Below are 17309 nucleotides of genomic sequence, written 5' to 3' on the forward strand. Positions count from 1 at the left end.
TCATCAAGGCTGATGCAAGTCTCAAGGGCCTCTTCGCCGGCAAGCCGGCTCCTACAGGGTATGAGGTGTTCAGTTTATTTACGGGGCTTGATGCGTGCGGTGGCTTCGGCCACCAGCGGATCATCCGGCCAATAGTGCTTGGGATAGCGCCCCTTCAAATCCTTCTTCACCTCGGCGTAGGTGCTGCGCCAGAAGTTGGCCAGATCCTGAGTCACCTGCACCGGTCGCCGCGCCGGTGACAGCAAGTGCAGCTTGACCACTTGCCGCCCCCCGGCGATTCGCGGGGTCTCGGCCAGGCCGAACAGCTCCTGCAAACGCACCGCCAGAATCGGTGGCTGCTCGCTGTAGTCAAGACGAATCGACGAACCCGACGGCACGCTCAAATGATGTGGCGCCAGCTCGTCCAGCCGCTGCGGCAGCGGCCATGGCAGGAGGTTGCGGACGATGCTCGACAAGTCCAGATTGGCGAAGTGACTGAGCCGCGACACCTTGCCCAGATAAGGCATCAGCCACTGCTCAAGCTGTTTGAGCAACGCAGCATCGCCCACATCCGGCCATTCGCTTTCACCTTTGCTGCTCATGTCCAACTGGCGCAACAACGCGACCCGCGCCTGCCACTGGCGCAACTCCGGGGTCCACGGCAACAGCTCCAGACCTTTACGCCGCACCAGGTTCACCAGCGCCTGACTGCGCGCCGTTTCGTCGAGGCCCGTCAGTGGCTCGCGGCTGAGGATCAGCTCCCCCACCTTGCGCTGACGCTCGGCCCGCAGCACGCCTTCTCGCTCATCCCAATCCAGTTGATCGACGCAGCGCACCTGCTCGGCCAGCACCGAATCGAACAGCGCCGGATCGAAGTCCGTGGCCAGGTAAATCCGCTCCTCACGCTGGCCCTGACGACTGCCCAGATCGGCGATCACCAGCCACGGCTGTTTCATCAGGCTGTCGGCCTCGGCGAACAGCGCAGCGCGACCGTTGGCCAAGCGATATTCCGCGCCACCGGGGCGCCGTTGCTGGGCGACGCGGTCGGGATAGGCCAGCGCCAGCAACGCGCCGAGCCAGCGCGGGTGATCCGGGTCGCTGACCGGCTGCGATGCCTTGCCGCGCAGATAACCACGATACTGCCGCGCCAGTTGTCGTGCCCGTTGCACGCCACCCTGAGCCCCGCGTGCGGCGCGCTCTTCACCCGACAGCAGCACCAATCGGCTGTGCAAATCCGCTCCGGCGCCGCGCAAGATATCGCGCTCACCGAGCAACGCCGCGACGTCACAGGCCATGTCCGCCAACCCCAGCGCCTGTCCACGCAGCAGCAAATGCGCGATACGCGGATGTGCCGGCAGCTCAGCCATGGCCTGACCGTGACGGGTCAGTGCCTCGCCGTCCAAAGCGCCCAAGCGTTCCAGCAAATCCTGGGCCTGTGCATAAGCCGCTGCGGGAGGCACGTCGAGCCACACCAATTGCCCGGGTGTCACACCCCAACGATCCAACTGCAAGGCCAGACCGGCGAGGTCCGCCGAGAGGATTTCGGCACTGCCATAGGCCGCCAGTTGCTCGTGCTGATCCTGGGACCACAGGCGATAACACACGCCAGGCTCCAGCCGCCCTGCCCGGCCCGCACGCTGAGTGGCGCTGGCCTTGGAAATGCGCTGGGTGTCGAGGCGGGTCATACCGCTGCCGGGGTCGAAACGCGGCACCCGCGCCAGCCCGGCATCGATCACCACCCGCACGCCGTTAATGGTCAGGCTGGTTTCGGCGATGTTGGTGGCCAGCACCACTTTGCGCTGGCCCGCCGGGGCCGGATCGATGGCGGCCCGTTGCGCGGCCAGGTCCAGTTCACCGTGCAACGGGCAGAGCAGAACCTGCGGGTCATCACCCAACGCATCGGCCAATTGCTGATGCACGCGGCGAATCTCCGCCTGCCCCGGCAGGAACACCAGCACGCTGCCGGTCTCATCGTTCAAAGCCTCAAGGATGGTCTGCACCAAGCGCGGCTCGATGAACTCACCGGGCTGGAACGGCCGCCCCCAACGCATCGCCACCGGGAACATGCGCCCTTCACTGCGCAGGATCGGTGCGTCGTCGAGCAGCCCGGACAGGCGTTCGCCTTCCAGCGTGGCCGACATCAAGAGGATTTTCAGCGGCTGATCGTCACGGAACAGTTCACGGCCATTGAGGCTCAGGGCCAGCGCCAGATCAGCGTCGAGACTACGCTCGTGGAACTCGTCGAAGATCAGCAGGCCCACGCCTGCAAGCGACGGGTCATCCTGCAAGCGCCGGGTGAGAATGCCTTCGGTGACCACTTCGATGCGAGTATTGGGGCCAACCTTGCTGTCGAGCCGAATGCGATAGCCCACGGTGTCGCCGACCTTTTCCCCCAGCTCGCTGGCCAGGCGTTCCGCCGCGGCACGCGCGGCCAACCGGCGCGGTTCAAGCATCAGGATGGTCTGCCCGGCCAGCCACGGCTCGTTGAGCAAGGCCAAGGGCACGCGGGTGGTTTTACCGGCGCCGGGCGGAGCTTCGAGCACGGCTTCGTGGCGTGCAGCGAGGGCTTCACGCAGGGCGGGTAAAACTTCATCAATCGGCAAAGAAATCATGCTGGCTCCAAAACAGAGCGGCGAGTATAACGGCGAACTGCGTGGCGTTAATCACGGTCCTAATTCATACCAACGACGTTTCGTTTCGAGATTACCCAGGAGATTCATATGCGTGCTCCCTTTCGCCTGATTGGCGGTGTTCTGGTCGCAACCTTGCTGACTCAAGTGACGGCTTGCGGTTCGATCTTCTACCCGGACCGTCGCGGCCAGATCGACGGCAAGATCGACCCGGCCATCGCCGCGCTCGACGCCGTGGGCCTGCTGTTCTATATCATCCCCGGCCTGATCGCGTTTGCGGTGGACTTCGCCACCGGCGCGATTTATTTCGAGCCGGGCAAGACCGCCCAGATCGACCCGCAAAAACTCAAGGATGCCATCGGTCCCGACGGCAAGGTCGATAACCGCAAGTTGCAGACTATTCTGGAAAGCGAACTGGGCCGCAGCTTCCCGCTGGACGATCCACGCCTGATCCAGAGCAAAGGCAGCGCGCAGCAACTGGCGATGTTCGGTCTGCAACCCGCCGCGTAATGGGTGCCTTCAAAGGACAAACCGCACTGATGACCTCCAGTTCCGAACACGCCCGCCTGCTGCGGCTGGCGACCCGCGCCTCGGTGGCGGTGGCGTGCACGCTGATCGTCGCCAAAGCCATCGCCTGGTGGCTGAGCGGCTCGGTGAGCATGCTCGCCGGGCTCACCGACTCGGCGCTCGACGGGATAACGTCGATGCTCAATCTGCTGGCGGTGCACTACGCCTTGCGCCCGGCCGATGACGATCATCGCTACGGGCACGGCAAGGCCGAGTCGCTTTCGGGCATGGCCCAGGCGCTGTTCATTGGCGGCAGTGCGGTGCTGATTGCCTTGCAGGCCTGGCACCGGCTCAAGCACCCGGAACCGGTCGGTGCACCGTGGATCAGCATCGGCGTGATTGTGTTCTCGCTGGCACTGACCGCGGCGTTGCTGACGTTGCAACACCGGGTGATCAAGGCCACCGGTTCCAACGCGGTACGCGCCGACTCGTTGCACTACCGCTCGGACATGATGCTCAACGGCAGCATTCTGGTCGCGCTGGTCCTGGCCGGGTTTGGCTGGGATCAGTTCGATGCCTGGTTTGGCCTGGGGATCGCCGCCTACATTCTGTGGAGTGCAATGCAGATCGCCCGGGAGAGTTTTGCGGTGTTGATGGATGAAGAACTGCCGCCGGATGTCAGCCAGCACATGCTGGAACTGGCGTGCAGCGTGCCCGGTGTGTTGGGCGCGCATGACTTGCGCACGCGGATCTCCGGTAACCAGTGGTTTGTGCAATTGCATCTGGAGCTGCCGGGGGAGCTGACGCTGTCAGTCGCCCACGGCATCAGCGATCAAGCCGCCGAGGCCATTCACAACGCTTACCCACGAGCCGAAGTGCTAGTGCACGCCGACCCGCAGGAAGTGGTGAAAGCCGCCAGGGTTCAGTAACTGACCTGATAACCGCGGCTGCTCAGGCAGTTACCCTGGGCCTGTCGGTAGGCTTGCACCACCGACGGGTCTGGCTGGTAGGTGGCGGTGCGAGGGTCGAGACCACTCTGCTGCACTGCGTACTGATAACACTCGTAACCATCGCGACTGACCTGCTCCGGCGACTGGCCGTTGGCCGGGTACGCCTCCACGTCATAACCATTGCTGGCGCCCGGTGGCTGCTGTTGCGGTTGCGCCTGCGGCTCGCCCTCCGGCGGTTCGACCACGACGTAATCCTGAGTGCTTTCCTGATAGGCGTAGTACGAGCCCGCCGCCAGGAACAACATCGCGCCACCGATCCACACCTGCTGGGCGTAATCGGGCAGGTAGCTGACGCGAATCCCCCGTGGCGGCTCTACCACCACATAACGCGGGCCCAACGGGCGATACCAGTAGCCACCGGAATAGAAGTAATCCATGCCACGGTACGGCACGCGGTAGTCGCGTTCGGGGAAACGGTCGATCACCTGGCCGGGACGATACCGCGGTCCCGAGCCCCAGCCATTGCCGTGCCCTTCAGGGCGGCCTTGCCAGTGATTGTCGTTGTTGGGGGCGCCGGTGTAGCCATTCCAGTGCGGGTTGTTATCGTTGCGGTGCGGCTGGTCCTGGTAATGACCGCGTTGCGGTTCCTGGGTCTGGCGCACGGTATCCGGACGAGGCTGAATCGGCAGGTCATTGGCCGGCAACTGCGGCGGTGGTGGCGGTGAGCGCACCCGGCTGTTGTAGTCCGGCGCCGGATGGTTGTTGTTCTGCCATTGACCGTTGTTCTGATGCGGGTTCTGGCCGTTGTGTTCGTACTGACGATTGTCATTGTTCTGCGGGCGTGGCTGATTCTGCTGCTGACCGTTTTGCGGGTGCGGCTGATTGTTGCCACCATGGCCCTGATTGTTGCCCTGATGCCCTTCCTGGCCGTGTTGTCCACCGTCGGGACCCCGGTTTTGTGGCTCATCGGCCATTGTTTGCGCAGTGACACTGACACACAGCAAACCAACACCGGCCAAACGCCAGATGCGCGAATTCATGCTTTTCCTCGTTGCGGGTAAGGGCCTGTACGTAAGACTGGGAAAGCACCGGCCGGTTCTGCAACAGGTTATCAGTCGCGCAACTTATTTATTAAGGGTCGGGGGAAAAATGACGGCAAGAAAAAGGGGAGACCCGTCGGCCTCCCCTTGGAGAACTTCGTCCTGGCTCGACGCTTGTGGCGCCGGCTCACCTCACGCCGTCTTCTGGACAGTGTGTAGCTCGGGGGCCGGCACATCCCCGGTGGGGGTGGCGGCCGCGACTGGCCTGATTGGGCGAGTCGCAGTGGACTGTTTGTCCGAGCAGTGATTCTGGTGATAAGAATAGGCCGGTGACGCCGGCAGAGGATTGCGAAGATTGCTGAATTAAACATCACTTGCGCAATTTTTAACCCTGGATAGATAATCTGTCGCAATAGTTAAGACAAAGGACTGAATGATGAGCAAGCTCGACCGTTACGACCTGAGTATTCTGGCGGAATTGCAGCGCGATGCGCGCATCTCCAATCAGGAGCTGGCCGAGCGCATCGGCCTGTCGCCTTCGCCATGCTCACGGAGGGTCAAGCAACTGGAAGACGACGGCTACATTTCCCGTCAGGTCGCCCTGCTCGATCGCAAAATGCTCGGCTTGAGCCTGACCGCCTATGTGCTGATCGGCATGGACCGGCACACACCGGAGCGTTTCGAAAATTTCGAGCAGGCCATCCGGACCCTGCCCCAAGTGCTCGAATGCAGCCTGGTGACCGGGATGGATGCCGACTATCAACTGAAAGTCGTGGTGCCGGACATGGATCACTACCAGAAGCTGCTGCTGGGGCATTTGACCCGTATTGAAGGCGTGACCAGCGTGCGGTCGAGTTTTGTGCTGAATCAGGTGTTGAACAGTACTGAACTGCCTTTGACTCATTTGCGCAGCTAAGTACGCCTTCGCTGGCAAGCCAGCTCCTACGGGTTTTGTGTCAGCCACACGATAGCGGTTAATGCAAAACCTTGTAGGAGCTGGCTTGCCAGCGAAGAGGCCCGCACAGGCGACCCATGACTGCGACACACCGACGCAGGTCAATACGGATCGCAGCCTGCGAGGCGTATAATCCTTGCGCCCTTTTAGCCGCGCCTGCGCCGGAGAACTTCGATGGATCCTGCCGTTTTTGAAGAGTGGATGATGACCGGCCTGGTCACGATCCTGATCATTTTCATGGGTTTCATCGTCTGGGATCTGGCGAAGAAGTCCAAGGCCGGGCGTTTCGGCTCGATGATTCTGTTTTTTGTGCTGGGCCTGGGCGTGGCCGCATTCATCATCAAGAGCGTGGTGATCGGCCTGATCGAATCCGGCGCCTTATAAGCGCGCTGGCACTTCTTTCCACTGGCCCTGATCGAGCCCTTCGATCGTCCAGTCGCCAATCCTGACCCGCACCAGGCGCAAGGTTGGCAACCCGACCGCTGCCGTCATGCGCCGCACCTGCCGGTTGCGCCCCTCGCGAATCACCAGTTCCAGCCAGCTCGTCGGCACGCTTTTGCGAAAACGTACCGGCGGGTTGCGTGGCCACAACTCGGGTTCGTCCAGTTGCCGTGCCTCGGCGGGCAACGTCATGCCGTCGTTCAATTCGACGCCGTCACGCAAGCGCTGCAATTGCTCTGCGCTCGGCTCACCTTCGACCTGCACCCAATAGGTCTTGGCCAGTTTGTGTTTCGGATCGGCGATTCGCGCCTGCAACTGGCCGTCGTTGGTCAGCAGCAGCAAGCCTTCGCTGTCGCGGTCCAGTCGCCCCGCCGGATAAATACCCGGTACATCGATGTAATCCTTGAGCGTCGCGCGCCCTTCGCCGTCGCTAAACTGCGTCAGCACGTCGAACGGTTTGTTGAACAGGATCAGTTTCGGCTCGGTCGGTGGTGCCTTGGCGACACGACGCGGGGCCGATGGGGAGGGTTTCGCGCCGGGGCGACGGGAAACGGGGCGTTGAGGCGGACGAGACATGAGCAAGGAACATCTAGCGGTCAGGGCTGCCAATGCTAGTGCCCCAACCGCCAAATGACCACGACTAACCGTTAGCGGAACGGCGGCTCGTCGAAGCTGCGCAGTTTGCGCGAGTGCAGCGAGTTGAGTTCGGTGCGCAACAGATCCACCGCCTCGATACCGATCTTCAAGTGCTGGCTGACCGCACGCTCGTAGAAGGCGTTGGCCGAACCCGGCAACTTGATTTCACTGTGCAGCGGCTTGTCCGAGACGCACAGCAACGTGCCGTACGGCACCCGCAAGCGATAACCTTGCGCGGCGATGGTGCCGCTTTCCATGTCCACCGCCACGGCGCGGGACAAGTTGATCAGTGGGCGTTCCTGGGCCCAACGCAGCTCCCAGTTGCGGTCGTCGTAGGTCAGCACGGTGCCGGTGCGCAGGCGCTTCTTCAGTTCGTCGCCCTTCTCGCCGGTGACGTTCGCCGCCGCTTGCTGCAAGGCCATCTGCACTTCGGCCAGCGCCGGAATTGGAATGTTCGGCGGCACCACCCGGTCGAGAATCCCGTCGCGACGCATGTAGGCGTGGGCCAGCACGTAGTCGCCAATGGTCTGCGACTGACGCAGGCCACCGCAGTGACCGATCATCAGCCAGCAATGCGGACGCAGCACGGCGAGGTGGTCGGTGATGTTCTTGGCGTTGGACGGGCCGACGCCGATGTTCACCAGCGTCACACCGTGGCCGTCGCTGGCGATCAGGTGATAGGCCGGCATCTGGTAGCGGTGCCAGACCACGCCCGCAGCAATCGCCGAGGCTTCGCCGTGATCCATGCTCTTCTCGATGATCACGTTGCCCGGCAGCACCATGCGCACGAAACGCGGGTCTTTGCGCAGCTGTTCCAGGCCATGGACGATGAACTGGTCGACATAGCGGTGATAGTTGGTCAGCAGGATCCACGGCTGCACATGCCGCCAGTCGCTGCCGGTGTAATGCACCAGGCGGCGCAGGGAGAAGTCCACGCGCGCGGCATCGAACAGCGCCAGGGGCAACGGATCGGTGTTTTCCCAATCGTACAAACCATCGGCGATGCCGTCGGTCGCGGCCGACAGGTCGGTGCTCGGAAACACCCGCGCCAGCACGGCAGCGGTGACGCCGGAACCCGCCAGCTCATCGCCCTGCTCGACTACATATGGGTACGGGATGTTCTGCTCGCTGACACCGACTTCGACGGTCACGGTGAAGTCGTGCATCAACGGCACTAGCTGTTCCAGCAGGTATTTACGGAAAGCCGACGGATGGGTGACGGTGACGCTGTAGGTGCCCGGCAGCTGGACCTTGGCGTACGCACGAGTGGTCTGCGGGACTTCGCCCTGGCAGTGGTAGGTCAGGCGCAGTTCGGGATAACGAAACATCGAGCGCTGTTCGGCATCAGGCTCGACGCGGTCCTTGAGGTAGCGCTTGAGCGCCTGGCTCAGCGCGGTGGTTGCACGATTGTGCAAGAGTGCCAGCCGATCCACGGCTTGCTCGGCGGTTTGAACGACAATAAAAGCTTCGGTCACGATCAGCATCCTGTGTTCTGACTTGCAGGCCTTCATCTTGCCTGCATCGTCGCTTCACGGGAACAGTGGCATTGAGTATGTACACACAACAATTGTAGGAGCGAGCCTGCTCGCGATAGCGGTCTGTCTGACACATCAGTATTGAATGTGCCACTGCTTCGCGAGCAGGCTCGCTCCTACAGGAGGCCGGTGTTGTTTAGAAGCCTTGCGGGGTTGAGCGGGCGACGATGGCTTCCACGTCCAGGCCGCGTGGCAACGCGCCGTAGACTCGACCGCCGCCATTCAGACGGCTGGCGATGAAGGCATCACTGACAACAGCGTTACCCGCCTCCAGCAACAACTTGGCCTGCAACCCCAACGCAATGTCCTCGGTCAGTTGCCGGGCACGGTACTGAATGTCGCTGGTATCCTTGAAGGCCGCCTGCAATTGACTGATGTGTGCCGCCAGGCGCTTGTCGCCATGCCCATCGCCCAATTCGCTGAACAATGCATCAAGCACCCCCGGCTCTTTCGACAGGGCGCGCAGTACGTCGAGGCACTGCACGTTGCCGGAGCCTTCCCAGGTCGAATTCACCGGCGCCTCGCGGTACAGCCGCGGCAGGATGCTGTCTTCGACATACCCCGCACCCCCCATGCATTCGGCCGCTTCGTTGATCATCGCTGGCGCCCGTTTGCAGATCCAATACTTGCCCACCGCCGTCACCAGCCGGGCGAACCTGGCTTCCTGCGAATCGTCCAGATGATCGAGTGCCCGGCCCATGCGCAGGCTCAAGGCCAGGGCGGCCTCGCTTTCCAGGGCCAGGTCCGCCAATACGTTCTGCATCAACGGCTGTTCGCTGAGCAGCTTGCCGCCCACCGAACGGTGCGCGCAGTGATGGCTGGCCTGGGTCAGCGCCTGGCGCATCAGCGAACTGGAACCGACCATGCAATCGAAACGGGTCATGGCGACCATCTCGATGATCGTCGGCACGCCTCGGCCCTCTTCACCGACCATCCAGGCCAGTGCGCCGCGAAACTCCACTTCGCTGGAGGCATTGGAGCAATTGCCGAGCTTGTTCTTCAGGCGTTGGATATAGAACTGATTGCGCGTGTCGTCCGGGCGATGGCGCGGCAGCAGGAAACAGGTCAGGCCCTTGTCGGTTTGCGCCAGCGTGAGAAACGCGTCGCACATCGGCGCCGAGCAAAACCATTTGTGCCCCACCAGTTCATACGCCTGGCCCGGACCACTGGCACCGACCGGATAGGCTTTGGTCGTATTGGCGCGCACGTCGGTGCCGCCCTGCTTCTCGGTCATGGCCATGCCGATGGTGACCCCGGCCTTGTGGGCCATGCCGACGTTGCGCGGGTCGTATTCGGTGGCGAGGATTTTCGGCAGCCACTGTTCGGCCAGGTCCGGTTGCAGGCGCAGGGCCGGAACGCTGGCGAAGGTCATGGTCAACGGGCAGCCACTGCCGGCTTCGGCCTGGCTGTGCAGATAGGACATAGAGGCGCGGGCGACATGGGCGCCGTCCTGCGGGTGCGCCCAGGGCAGCGACGTCAGGCCATGCTCGACCGCGGTGCGCATCAATTGGTGGTACGCCGGATGAAACTCCACCAGGTCAATGCGATGACCAAACCGGTCATGGCTGTTGAACACCGGTTTGTTCTGATTGGCCAGGAACCCGGCTTCCATCAACGGGCCACCGGCCAGCGCGCCGTAGGCGTCGATCCGCGATTCGGCCCAACCGGCCCCGAAGCGCCGCGACCATTCCTGCAACGGCAAGTCGATTCGGTACAGGTTGGTGCCGTCCAGTGACGGTGGCTGGTTGGTGACTTCGTGGGTTTCGGCGAACTGATGCAGGTTCATGGCGGGGCTCCTTTGGTCGGCCAAGGGGATTTCAGTTAAGCACTGCCCCTCGATCGATCAAAGTGTCATATCCGCCTAATTGTCGGCGCTTTCGCCCTGTTGCGAGCAGAGTACACGGCGATAGAGCGCGGCCTGCAAGTCTTCGAATTTCACCGGTTTGCTCAAGTAATCGATCAACGCCCCGGTCGGGCAGCGTTCCCGGTCACCGCTCAGGGCAATCATGAACAACGGCAGTTCGGCATACCTTGGCAACTCGCGGATGCGGCAGCACATTGACTCACCGTCTTGCAGCGGCAACTGACAATCGACCAGCACCGCGTCGAATACTTCGCGCTGCAAGAGATCGAGCGCCACCTCGGCGTTGTCCGCCGTGCGCACACGGAATCCCAGCTTGAGCAACATGCCGCGCATCACCAATTGGCTGATGCTGTTCTCATCGATCAGCAGCACGGCACAGTCCTGAGGCAAGCGCAGGCGCGGGAAGTCCCGGGGCATCAGGGGCGTCACCGGACGCTCCGCCGCCGGCAACTCGACCTCGACATCCAGCTGGAAACGGCTACCACGGCCAGGTTCGGAGCGATGGGTCAGGCGTCCGCCGAGCAATTCCACCAGTTGCCGGCAGATGGCCAGGCCAACGCCAAGGCCGCCGTATTCACGGGTCATCGAACCATCGAGCTGGAAGAACCGCTGGTACATCGTCGCTTCGCCCAGATCGGTGAAACCGATGCCGGTGTCGATCACGGTAAAGGTCAATGCCAAGCGGTCGGGCTCCATCGCCTTGCCGGTCACGCGCAACGCCAACCCCCCGACCCGGGTGAACTTGACGGCGTTATCCAACAGGCATTCCAGGCACTGTGCGATCTTGATGTTGTCACCGTGCAGGCGATCCGGAACGCCGGACGCGACATCGATCTTGAAGTCCAGCGATTTGCTTGAGGCATTGCCCTCAAACTGGGTGCGCAGCGCCTCGATCATTGCACGCAAACTGAAGGTGCCTGCCGAGGCCTTGAGCTTGCCGGCCTGCAATTCGGTGAGGGTAAGGATGCCGTTGACCATGCGCATCATGTCCCGCGCCGACCCCGAAGCCGTCTGCTGGTACTGCTCGAGTTCCGGGTCCATGTCGACCGTTTGCATCAGCTCCAGCGAACCGATCACTCCATTCATCGGGGTGCGCAGCTCGTGGGTCAGGGTGGCGAGGAATTCGTCCTTGAGCTGGTTACTGCGCGCCAGTTGTTGGTTGAGAACCTCAAGCTTCTGGCTGGCATCGAACAGGGTTTGCGCCTGTTGCTCGCGCATGGCGTTGATGCGGTCGGCCAACGCCAGGGACAACAGCGCCACTTCAATGGCCGAGCCGATCTGGCTGGCGTACATGGTCAGGAACACATTCGGCAGGTAGCCCAGCACCATTAGCGTATTGACGATGCCGCCAAGCAAAAACGCCGACCAGGCAATGATGAAGTACCGCGCGACGCGCAGGCCGCGCAGCCAGGCAAAGATCCCGGCGGCAAAAATCACCACGGTGAACGTCAACGCCAGCGCCGTGGCCAAGCGCAGGGCCAGGGCGTAACTGGTCATCAAGGACAGCCCGACCACCAGCGCACCGAAAGCCACCAGCGCCAGCAACAAACGGTCGAGCCAGCGACTGTGGGTGGCCATTTGCAGGAAACTGCGGGCGAACTGGCTGCCGAACAACCCCGCACAGCCGATAAAAAACGGCGTCGCAGCGTTGGCCCACCACGGGTTGTCGGGCCAGAAATACTGCACCGCCGCACCGTTCACCGACAGCTGATACAAGCCGAACGAGGCGATATAGAAGATGTAGTAGAGGTAACTGGTATCGCGCACGCTGAGGTAGATGAACAGGTTGTAGACCAGCATCCCCAGCAGCACGCCGTAGATCAGCCCCAGTACGTAGAGGCGCACGGGCTGCTCTTCGAGGTAGGCGGTGCTTGACCATAAGGTGACCGGCGCCTGGATCGAGCCTTCGCTTTGCAGGCGCAGGTACACGGTTTCGGCCTGGTCAGGTTTGAACGTCAGGTCGAACAAGTAGTTGTTCTGGCGAATCTCGCGGCTGGCGAACGGCGTGGCATCGCCGGTCTGGCGAATCAACTGATAGTTGCCGGCCGCATCGGGCAGGTAGAGGTCCAGATGGTCGAGGGGGGGATAGGCCAGTTCCAGCAGCCAGCTGCGTTGCGCGGCTGGATCGGTCGGGCGGTAATGCAGGTCGATTTTCAGCCAGAACACCGAACGCGAGTAACCCGCGTTGAGGGTGTCCTTGTGGTGCGGCATGAAGTTGCCGGCCGCCGCTTGCGCGCGGATGTCCGCGATGGTCGCCTGACCGCCGGCGTCTTCATAGACTTGCAGGGATCGGCCCAAGGGCAGGCTTTGAGTGAACTCGTCAAATTCGACGGCGTTTGCCAGGAGGGGCAAACACAATAGCAACATCAGCAGATAGCGCATTGAAGCCCCAGCGTGGCCTGTCCGGTTCTGTCAGCTAGCCCCCCATTCCCTTTGAGCAGACGTAAAACCGGTATCACCTGTTATTGATTTGGATCCACTCTAGCATAGCCGTTGACGGCCAATAAACACCATTGAATTCTTTCCTACAAAGGCTCTAGAACGGGCGTTCCAGAGCAGCTCTGGGAAGGCATTTTGTGGTTGGCAAGTCACTGTGGCGAGGGGGCTTGCCCCCGTTCGACTGCGCAGCAGTCGTCAATCCGGTCGACCCAGATGAACCAAACTGATTATTGGGGCCGCTTCGCGACCCAACGGGGCAAGCCCCTCGCCACAATGTGTCGAACAACCGCACTGGCACAACACCCGAAAAACAGGTTTGGTGGTAAGCTCGCGCACCATGAATATCTACAGCTCTCGCCCCGTTGTCCTCTGTCTCTCCGGCCACGACCCAAGTGGTGGCGCCGGCTTGCAGGCAGATATCGAAGCCCTGCTCGCCCAGGGTTGCCATGCGGCTCCGGCCGTCACCGCCCTGACCGTGCAAGACACGGTCAATGTCACTGACTTCCGCGTCCTCGACCGTGAGTGGGTACTGGCACAGGCCAATGCCGTGCTCAACGATTCTGAAGTCGCGGCAGTCAAACTGGGCATGCTCGGTTCCCTGGAAATGGTCGACACCGTCGTCGAACTGCTTTCAGCACACCCGCACTTGCCCGTGGTTTGCGACCCGGTGCTGCGCGCCGGTGGCGGCGGACGCCTGGGCAAGGACGAAGTCGGCTACGCCATGCGCGAACGCCTGCTGCCCTTGTCGATCATTGCGACCCCCAACCTCCCTGAAGCCCGTATCCTCGCCGAACTGCCCGAAGGCACCGCGGACCAGTGCGCAGAAAAACTCCTGCCGTACGTCAAACACCTGCTGATCACCGGCGGCCATGGTGACGAAACCGAAATCCACAACCGCCTTTACAGCCGCGACGGCCTGCGCGAGACCTTTACCTGCCAGCGCCTGCCCGGCAGCTATCACGGTTCCGGTTGCACCTTGGCCAGTGCGCTGGCCGGTCGTCTGGCCCAGGGCGAAAACCTCGCCAGCGCCGTACAGACCGCGCTTAACTACACGTGGCGCACCCTGCGTGACGCCGAACAACTGGGCAAAGGCCAGTTTGTGCCACGTCGTTTGCCACTGGATTTCTGCTCGTAACTTCTATGTGTATGCGCTGAGGCTTGTTCGATGAAACTACGTGGCCTGTACGCCATTACCGACAGCCATTTGCTGGACGGCAAGTTGCTCAAGTACGTGGAGGCGGCGCTGGAAGGCGGCGTCACCCTGCTGCAATACCGCGACAAGAGCAGCGACGAGGCCCGTCGCCTGCGTGAGGCCGAGGCCCTGCGCGAGTTGTGCGAACGCTACAAGACCCGCTTGATCATCAATGATGACGCCGAGCTGGCCGCACGCCTGAATGTCGGCGTGCACCTGGGCCAGACCGACGGCCCGTTGTCGCCTACCCGCGCACTGCTCGGTTCCAAGGCGATCATCGGTTCGACCTGTCACGCGCAACTCGAACTGGCCGAACAAGCGACCAAGGAAGGCGCAAGCTACGTCGCCTTCGGCCGCTTCTTCAATTCGAACACCAAGCCCGGCGCACCGACCTGCAGCCTCGACCTGCTCGACCAGGCACGCCAGCAATTGCACCTGCCGATCTGCGCGATCGGTGGCATCACCCTGGATAACGCCGCCCCGCTGATCGCCCACGGCGTTGATCTGCTGGCGGTGGTGCACGGCCTGTTTGGTGCCCAGAGCACCGCTGAAGTGACCCGTCGTGCCCGCGCCTTCAACGAACTGCTTTCCATTTAATCAGCCTAAACTCTGAGAACCCGATCATGTCCCGTTCCGAAACACTGTTTGCCAATGCCCAGAAACACATTCCCGGTGGCGTGAACTCGCCCGTGCGCGCCTTCAAGAGCGTCGGCGGCACACCGCTGTTCTTCAAGCACGCCGAAGGCGCCTATGTCACCGACGAAGACGACAAGCGCTACGTGGATTACGTCGGTTCCTGGGGCCCGATGATCCTCGGCCACAGCCACCCGGACGTGCTGGACGCGGTACGCAAGCAGCTGGAACACGGTCTGTCCTACGGCGCCCCGACCGAGATGGAAACGCAGATGGCTGACCTCGTCTGCTCGCTCGTGCCGTCGATGGAAATGGTGCGCATGGTCAGCTCCGGCACCGAAGCGACCATGAGTGCCATTCGCCTGGCCCGTGGCTTCACCGGCCGCGACAGCATCATCAAGTTCGAAGGCTGCTACCACGGTCACTCCGACAGCCTGCTGGTCAAGGCCGGTTCCGGCGCTCTGACCCAAGGCATACCGAGCTCGGCCGGCGTGCCGGCAGCATTCGCCAAACACACCCTGACCCTGCCGTTCAACGACATCGACGCCGTTGAAGCCATGCTCGCCGAAGTCGGCCAGGACGTGGCCTGCATCATCGTCGAGCCGGTGGCCGGCAACATGAACTGCGTACCCCCGGCTCCGGGCTTCCTCGAAGGCCTGCGGACCCTGTGCGACAAGCATGGCGTGGTGCTGATTTTCGACGAAGTGATGACCGGTTTCCGCGTCGCCCTCGGCGGTGCCCAGGCGCACTACGGCGTGACCCCGGACCTGACCACCTTCGGCAAGATCATCGGTGGCGGCATGCCAGTCGGCTGCTTCGGCGGCAAGCGCGAAATCATGCAGCGCATCGCCCCGCTGGGCCCGGTCTACCAGGCCGGTACCCTGTCCGGTAACCCTTTGGCGATGGCCGCTGGCCTGACCACTCTGCGCCTGATCAGCCGTCCTGGCTTCCACGCCGAACTGACCGACTACACCACGCGCCTGCTCGACGGCCTGCAGCAGCGCGCCGATGCGGCGGGCATTGCGTTCGTCACCACTCAGGCGGGCGGCATGTTCGGCCTGTACTTCAGTGGCGCTGACGACATCGTCACCTTCGATGACGTGATGGCGAGCGACGCGGCCCTGTTCGGTCGTTTCTTCCACTTGATGCTCGAAGGTGGCGTGTACCTGGCACCGAGCGCATTCGAAGCCGGCTTCACCTCGATCGCTCATGGCGAAGCCGAGTTGAAGCTGACCCTGGACGCCGCCGAACGCGCCTTTGCCGCCTTGAAGTAACGCTGTACCGCTGACGTTGGCCATAACCAGCGTCAGCTTTCACCTACACGCCCGCCTGCATTCCTGCACTTTCAGCAAAAATCCCCTGTAAAACCGGTGATATATTTCCCGCGCAGCAGAAAAACGAGTAAAGACTTTGTAAGGTTGGCCCTGCTTATTTCATAATGCGCGCTTATTGGATCCCTCGATGGGTCCGCGCGCCCTTCAGAGGTAAGTCGATTCCCATGAACCGCACCGGCCGCACCCTTGCACTGGGCTGCCTGTTGCTTCTTCAGCCCCTGCTCGCGCACGCACAAGCAGGCGGCAACTCGTTGTTGATCCCAGCGATGGGTCGCTGCACCCTCAATACCCAGCCGCAAGACCTGGCACAAGCGCTCGCCGCCTGCCAGAAAGCGTCGGATGAAGGGGATGCACAAGCGCAATACGAGTTGGGTGAGTACTACTACGAAGGCAAAACCACGCCGCGCGACCTCAATCAAGCCCTGAGCTATTTCGAGAAGGCGTCGTTGCAAGGCCACGCCCAGGCGCAATTCAAACTCGGCACCATGTTCTTTCACGGCGAAGGTGTGCCGGCCAATAACGTCCAGGCATATATTCTGCTGAAGATGGCGGCGGTCAATGGCGACGAAGATGCGCTGGATACCGCGGATGAAGTCACCGAGAAGATGCCCCGCGAGGAACTCGAAGTCGCCACCCAGGTGCTTGGGCAAATTTTCCGTAAATACCTGATGGAATTGCAAAGCGCCGACGGCCGTACGCCGTTCGCGCCACTGCCCTGACTAATTGTTTCGGCGCATTCGCCGGCAAGCCAGTTCCTACAGGTACACGCGGTCCTTGTAGGAGCTGGCTTGCCAGCGAATGCCGCGACTCGATTCCAAATCTTACTTCTCAGGCATCGGCATCGGGAACGGCATGACATTGCCGACCGCGCCACGGGCTTCGCTGATTTTCGGAGTGCCCAGTCGTTCGACTTCGTCGATACGCACGATCGAATGCATCGGCACAAAGCTGCGCACCACGCCCTCGAACTGAGCCTTGAGCTTCTCTTCGCTCGGATCGACGACCACCTGCGTGCGCTCGCCAAAGACGAACTCTTCCACTTCCAGGAAGCCCCACAGATCACTTTGATAGATCTGTTTGGCGTACATTTCGAACACCTGGCCCTGGTTGAGGAAAATCACCTTATAGATTGGAGCTTCACGTTTGGTCATGGTGGGCGGGTAACACATCAGGG

15 protein-coding genes are annotated in these 17309 nt (G+C 62.0%); 8 read left to right on the forward strand and 7 right to left on the reverse strand.

Features of this window, described 5'->3' with window-relative positions; translation table 11 throughout:
• Nucleotides 1-74: 74 nt before the first annotated feature.
• The gene (gene hrpB, locus J1D76_RS07675; protein WP_421137760.1) at nucleotides 75-2591 is read right to left on the reverse strand and encodes an ATP-dependent helicase HrpB; all 2517 of its coding nucleotides are present in this window, start codon (nucleotides 2589-2591) and stop codon (nucleotides 75-77) included.
• A 108-nt stretch (nucleotides 2592-2699) separates the two neighbouring features.
• On the opposite strand from hrpB, the gene J1D76_RS07680 reads away from it, so the two are divergent.
• Both J1D76_RS07680 and J1D76_RS07685 read left to right on the forward strand, forming a co-directional pair.
• Nucleotides 2700-3119 (forward strand): polyribonucleotide nucleotidyltransferase, encoded by a 420-nt coding sequence (locus J1D76_RS07680; protein ID WP_421137761.1) that lies wholly within the window; start codon nucleotides 2700-2702, stop codon nucleotides 3117-3119.
• A 29-nt stretch (nucleotides 3120-3148) separates the two neighbouring features.
• Complete coding sequence (locus tag J1D76_RS07685; protein WP_421137762.1) at nucleotides 3149-4045, forward strand: cation diffusion facilitator family transporter; 897 nt, start codon at nucleotides 3149-3151, stop codon at nucleotides 4043-4045.
• On the opposite strand, the gene J1D76_RS07690 is transcribed toward J1D76_RS07685, so the two are convergent.
• Nucleotides 4039-5106: a DUF6515 family protein gene (locus J1D76_RS07690; protein WP_421137763.1), complete on the reverse strand. Its 1068-nt coding sequence runs from the start codon at nucleotides 5104-5106 to the stop codon at nucleotides 4039-4041. The genes J1D76_RS07685 and J1D76_RS07690 overlap by 7 nt on opposite strands.
• A 436-nt stretch (nucleotides 5107-5542) precedes the next feature.
• On the opposite strand from J1D76_RS07690, the gene J1D76_RS07695 reads away from it, so the two are divergent.
• Both J1D76_RS07695 and J1D76_RS07700 read left to right on the forward strand, forming a co-directional pair.
• Entirely contained in the window at nucleotides 5543-6022 is a 480-nt protein-coding gene (locus J1D76_RS07695) for an Lrp/AsnC family transcriptional regulator (RefSeq protein ID WP_056855781.1), read from the forward strand.
• 213 nt (nucleotides 6023-6235) lie between these two features.
• Nucleotides 6236-6445, forward strand: a complete 210-nt coding sequence (locus J1D76_RS07700; RefSeq protein ID WP_122838947.1) for a DUF2788 domain-containing protein — start codon at nucleotides 6236-6238, stop codon at nucleotides 6443-6445.
• Here the strand turns inward: J1D76_RS07700 and J1D76_RS07705 are convergent.
• The 4 genes from J1D76_RS07705 to J1D76_RS07720 all read right to left on the reverse strand — a co-directional run bounded on the left by J1D76_RS07705 (nucleotide 6440) and on the right by J1D76_RS07720 (nucleotide 12919).
• The gene (locus tag J1D76_RS07705; RefSeq protein WP_421137764.1) at nucleotides 6440-7078 is read right to left on the reverse strand and encodes a pseudouridine synthase; all 639 of its coding nucleotides are present in this window, start codon (nucleotides 7076-7078) and stop codon (nucleotides 6440-6442) included. The two genes, J1D76_RS07700 and J1D76_RS07705, sit on opposite strands and share 6 nt — an antisense overlap.
• 71 nt (nucleotides 7079-7149) lie before the next feature.
• Nucleotides 7150-8649 carry an AMP nucleosidase gene (amn, locus tag J1D76_RS07710; protein WP_421137765.1) on the reverse strand — a complete coding sequence of 500 codons (1500 nt, stop codon included), beginning with the start codon at nucleotides 8647-8649 and terminating at the stop codon, nucleotides 7150-7152.
• A 160-nt stretch (nucleotides 8650-8809) separates the two neighbouring features.
• Nucleotides 8810-10459, reverse strand: coding sequence for an acyl-CoA dehydrogenase family protein (locus J1D76_RS07715; RefSeq protein WP_421137766.1), 1650 nt, complete (start codon nucleotides 10457-10459; stop codon nucleotides 8810-8812).
• Nucleotides 10460-10534: 75 nt separating this feature from the next.
• Nucleotides 10535-12919: a 7TM diverse intracellular signaling domain-containing protein gene (locus tag J1D76_RS07720; RefSeq protein WP_421137767.1), complete on the reverse strand. Its 2385-nt coding sequence runs from the start codon at nucleotides 12917-12919 to the stop codon at nucleotides 10535-10537.
• A gap of 394 nt (nucleotides 12920-13313) precedes the next feature.
• Here J1D76_RS07720 and J1D76_RS07725 point away from each other — a divergent pair, with 394 nt between their 5' ends.
• The 4 genes from J1D76_RS07725 (at nucleotide 13314) to J1D76_RS07740 (ending at nucleotide 16854) form a co-directional block, all read left to right on the forward strand.
• Nucleotides 13314-14111, forward strand: coding sequence for a hydroxymethylpyrimidine/phosphomethylpyrimidine kinase (locus J1D76_RS07725; RefSeq protein WP_421137768.1), 798 nt, complete (start codon nucleotides 13314-13316; stop codon nucleotides 14109-14111).
• A 30-nt stretch (nucleotides 14112-14141) separates the two neighbouring features.
• The gene (gene thiE, locus J1D76_RS07730) at nucleotides 14142-14765 is read left to right on the forward strand and encodes a thiamine phosphate synthase (RefSeq protein ID WP_421137769.1); all 624 of its coding nucleotides are present in this window, start codon (nucleotides 14142-14144) and stop codon (nucleotides 14763-14765) included.
• Nucleotides 14766-14791: 26 nt separating this feature from the next.
• Nucleotides 14792-16075: a glutamate-1-semialdehyde 2,1-aminomutase gene (gene hemL, locus J1D76_RS07735; RefSeq protein ID WP_421137770.1), complete on the forward strand. Its 1284-nt coding sequence runs from the start codon at nucleotides 14792-14794 to the stop codon at nucleotides 16073-16075.
• A gap of 224 nt (nucleotides 16076-16299) precedes the next feature.
• Nucleotides 16300-16854, forward strand: coding sequence for a tetratricopeptide repeat protein (locus tag J1D76_RS07740; protein ID WP_421137771.1), 555 nt, complete (start codon nucleotides 16300-16302; stop codon nucleotides 16852-16854).
• Between the two features lie 102 nt (nucleotides 16855-16956).
• Here the strand turns inward: J1D76_RS07740 and J1D76_RS07745 are convergent, their stop codons facing one another.
• A complete protein-coding gene (locus J1D76_RS07745; protein WP_003185742.1) occupies nucleotides 16957-17286 on the reverse strand; it encodes a DUF1820 family protein in 330 nt (109 codons plus the stop codon).
• Nucleotides 17287-17309 lie beyond the last annotated feature (23 nt).

The organism is Pseudomonas sp. NFX15 (assembly GCF_049132105.1).
In the GTDB taxonomy this organism is placed as follows: Bacteria; Pseudomonadota; Gammaproteobacteria; order Pseudomonadales; family Pseudomonadaceae; genus Aquipseudomonas.

Bases quoted from the DNA above. Each gene is read 5' to 3' on its own strand.
- hrpB (WP_421137760.1), bottom strand. From the start codon at position 2,591: ATGATTTCTTTGCCGATTGATGAAGTTTTACCCGCCCTGCGTGAAGCC.
- J1D76_RS07680 (WP_421137761.1), top strand. From the start codon at position 2,700: ATGCGTGCTCCCTTTCGCCTGATTGGCGGTGTTCTGGTCGCAACCTTG.
- J1D76_RS07685 (WP_421137762.1), top strand. From the start codon at position 3,149: ATGACCTCCAGTTCCGAACACGCCCGCCTGCTGCGGCTGGCGACCCGC.
- J1D76_RS07690 (WP_421137763.1), bottom strand. From the start codon at position 5,106: ATGAATTCGCGCATCTGGCGTTTGGCCGGTGTTGGTTTGCTGTGTGTC.
- J1D76_RS07695 (WP_056855781.1), top strand. From the start codon at position 5,543: ATGAGCAAGCTCGACCGTTACGACCTGAGTATTCTGGCGGAATTGCAG.
- J1D76_RS07700 (WP_122838947.1), top strand. From the start codon at position 6,236: ATGGATCCTGCCGTTTTTGAAGAGTGGATGATGACCGGCCTGGTCACG.
- J1D76_RS07705 (WP_421137764.1), bottom strand. From the start codon at position 7,078: ATGTCTCGTCCGCCTCAACGCCCCGTTTCCCGTCGCCCCGGCGCGAAA.
- amn (WP_421137765.1), bottom strand. From the start codon at position 8,649: ATGAAGGCCTGCAAGTCAGAACACAGGATGCTGATCGTGACCGAAGCT.
- J1D76_RS07715 (WP_421137766.1), bottom strand. From the start codon at position 10,459: ATGAACCTGCATCAGTTCGCCGAAACCCACGAAGTCACCAACCAGCCA.
- J1D76_RS07720 (WP_421137767.1), bottom strand. From the start codon at position 12,919: ATGCGCTATCTGCTGATGTTGCTATTGTGTTTGCCCCTCCTGGCAAAC.
- J1D76_RS07725 (WP_421137768.1), top strand. From the start codon at position 13,314: ATGAATATCTACAGCTCTCGCCCCGTTGTCCTCTGTCTCTCCGGCCAC.
- thiE (WP_421137769.1), top strand. From the start codon at position 14,142: ATGAAACTACGTGGCCTGTACGCCATTACCGACAGCCATTTGCTGGAC.
- hemL (WP_421137770.1), top strand. From the start codon at position 14,792: ATGTCCCGTTCCGAAACACTGTTTGCCAATGCCCAGAAACACATTCCC.
- J1D76_RS07740 (WP_421137771.1), top strand. From the start codon at position 16,300: ATGAACCGCACCGGCCGCACCCTTGCACTGGGCTGCCTGTTGCTTCTT.
- J1D76_RS07745 (WP_003185742.1), bottom strand. From the start codon at position 17,286: ATGACCAAACGTGAAGCTCCAATCTATAAGGTGATTTTCCTCAACCAG.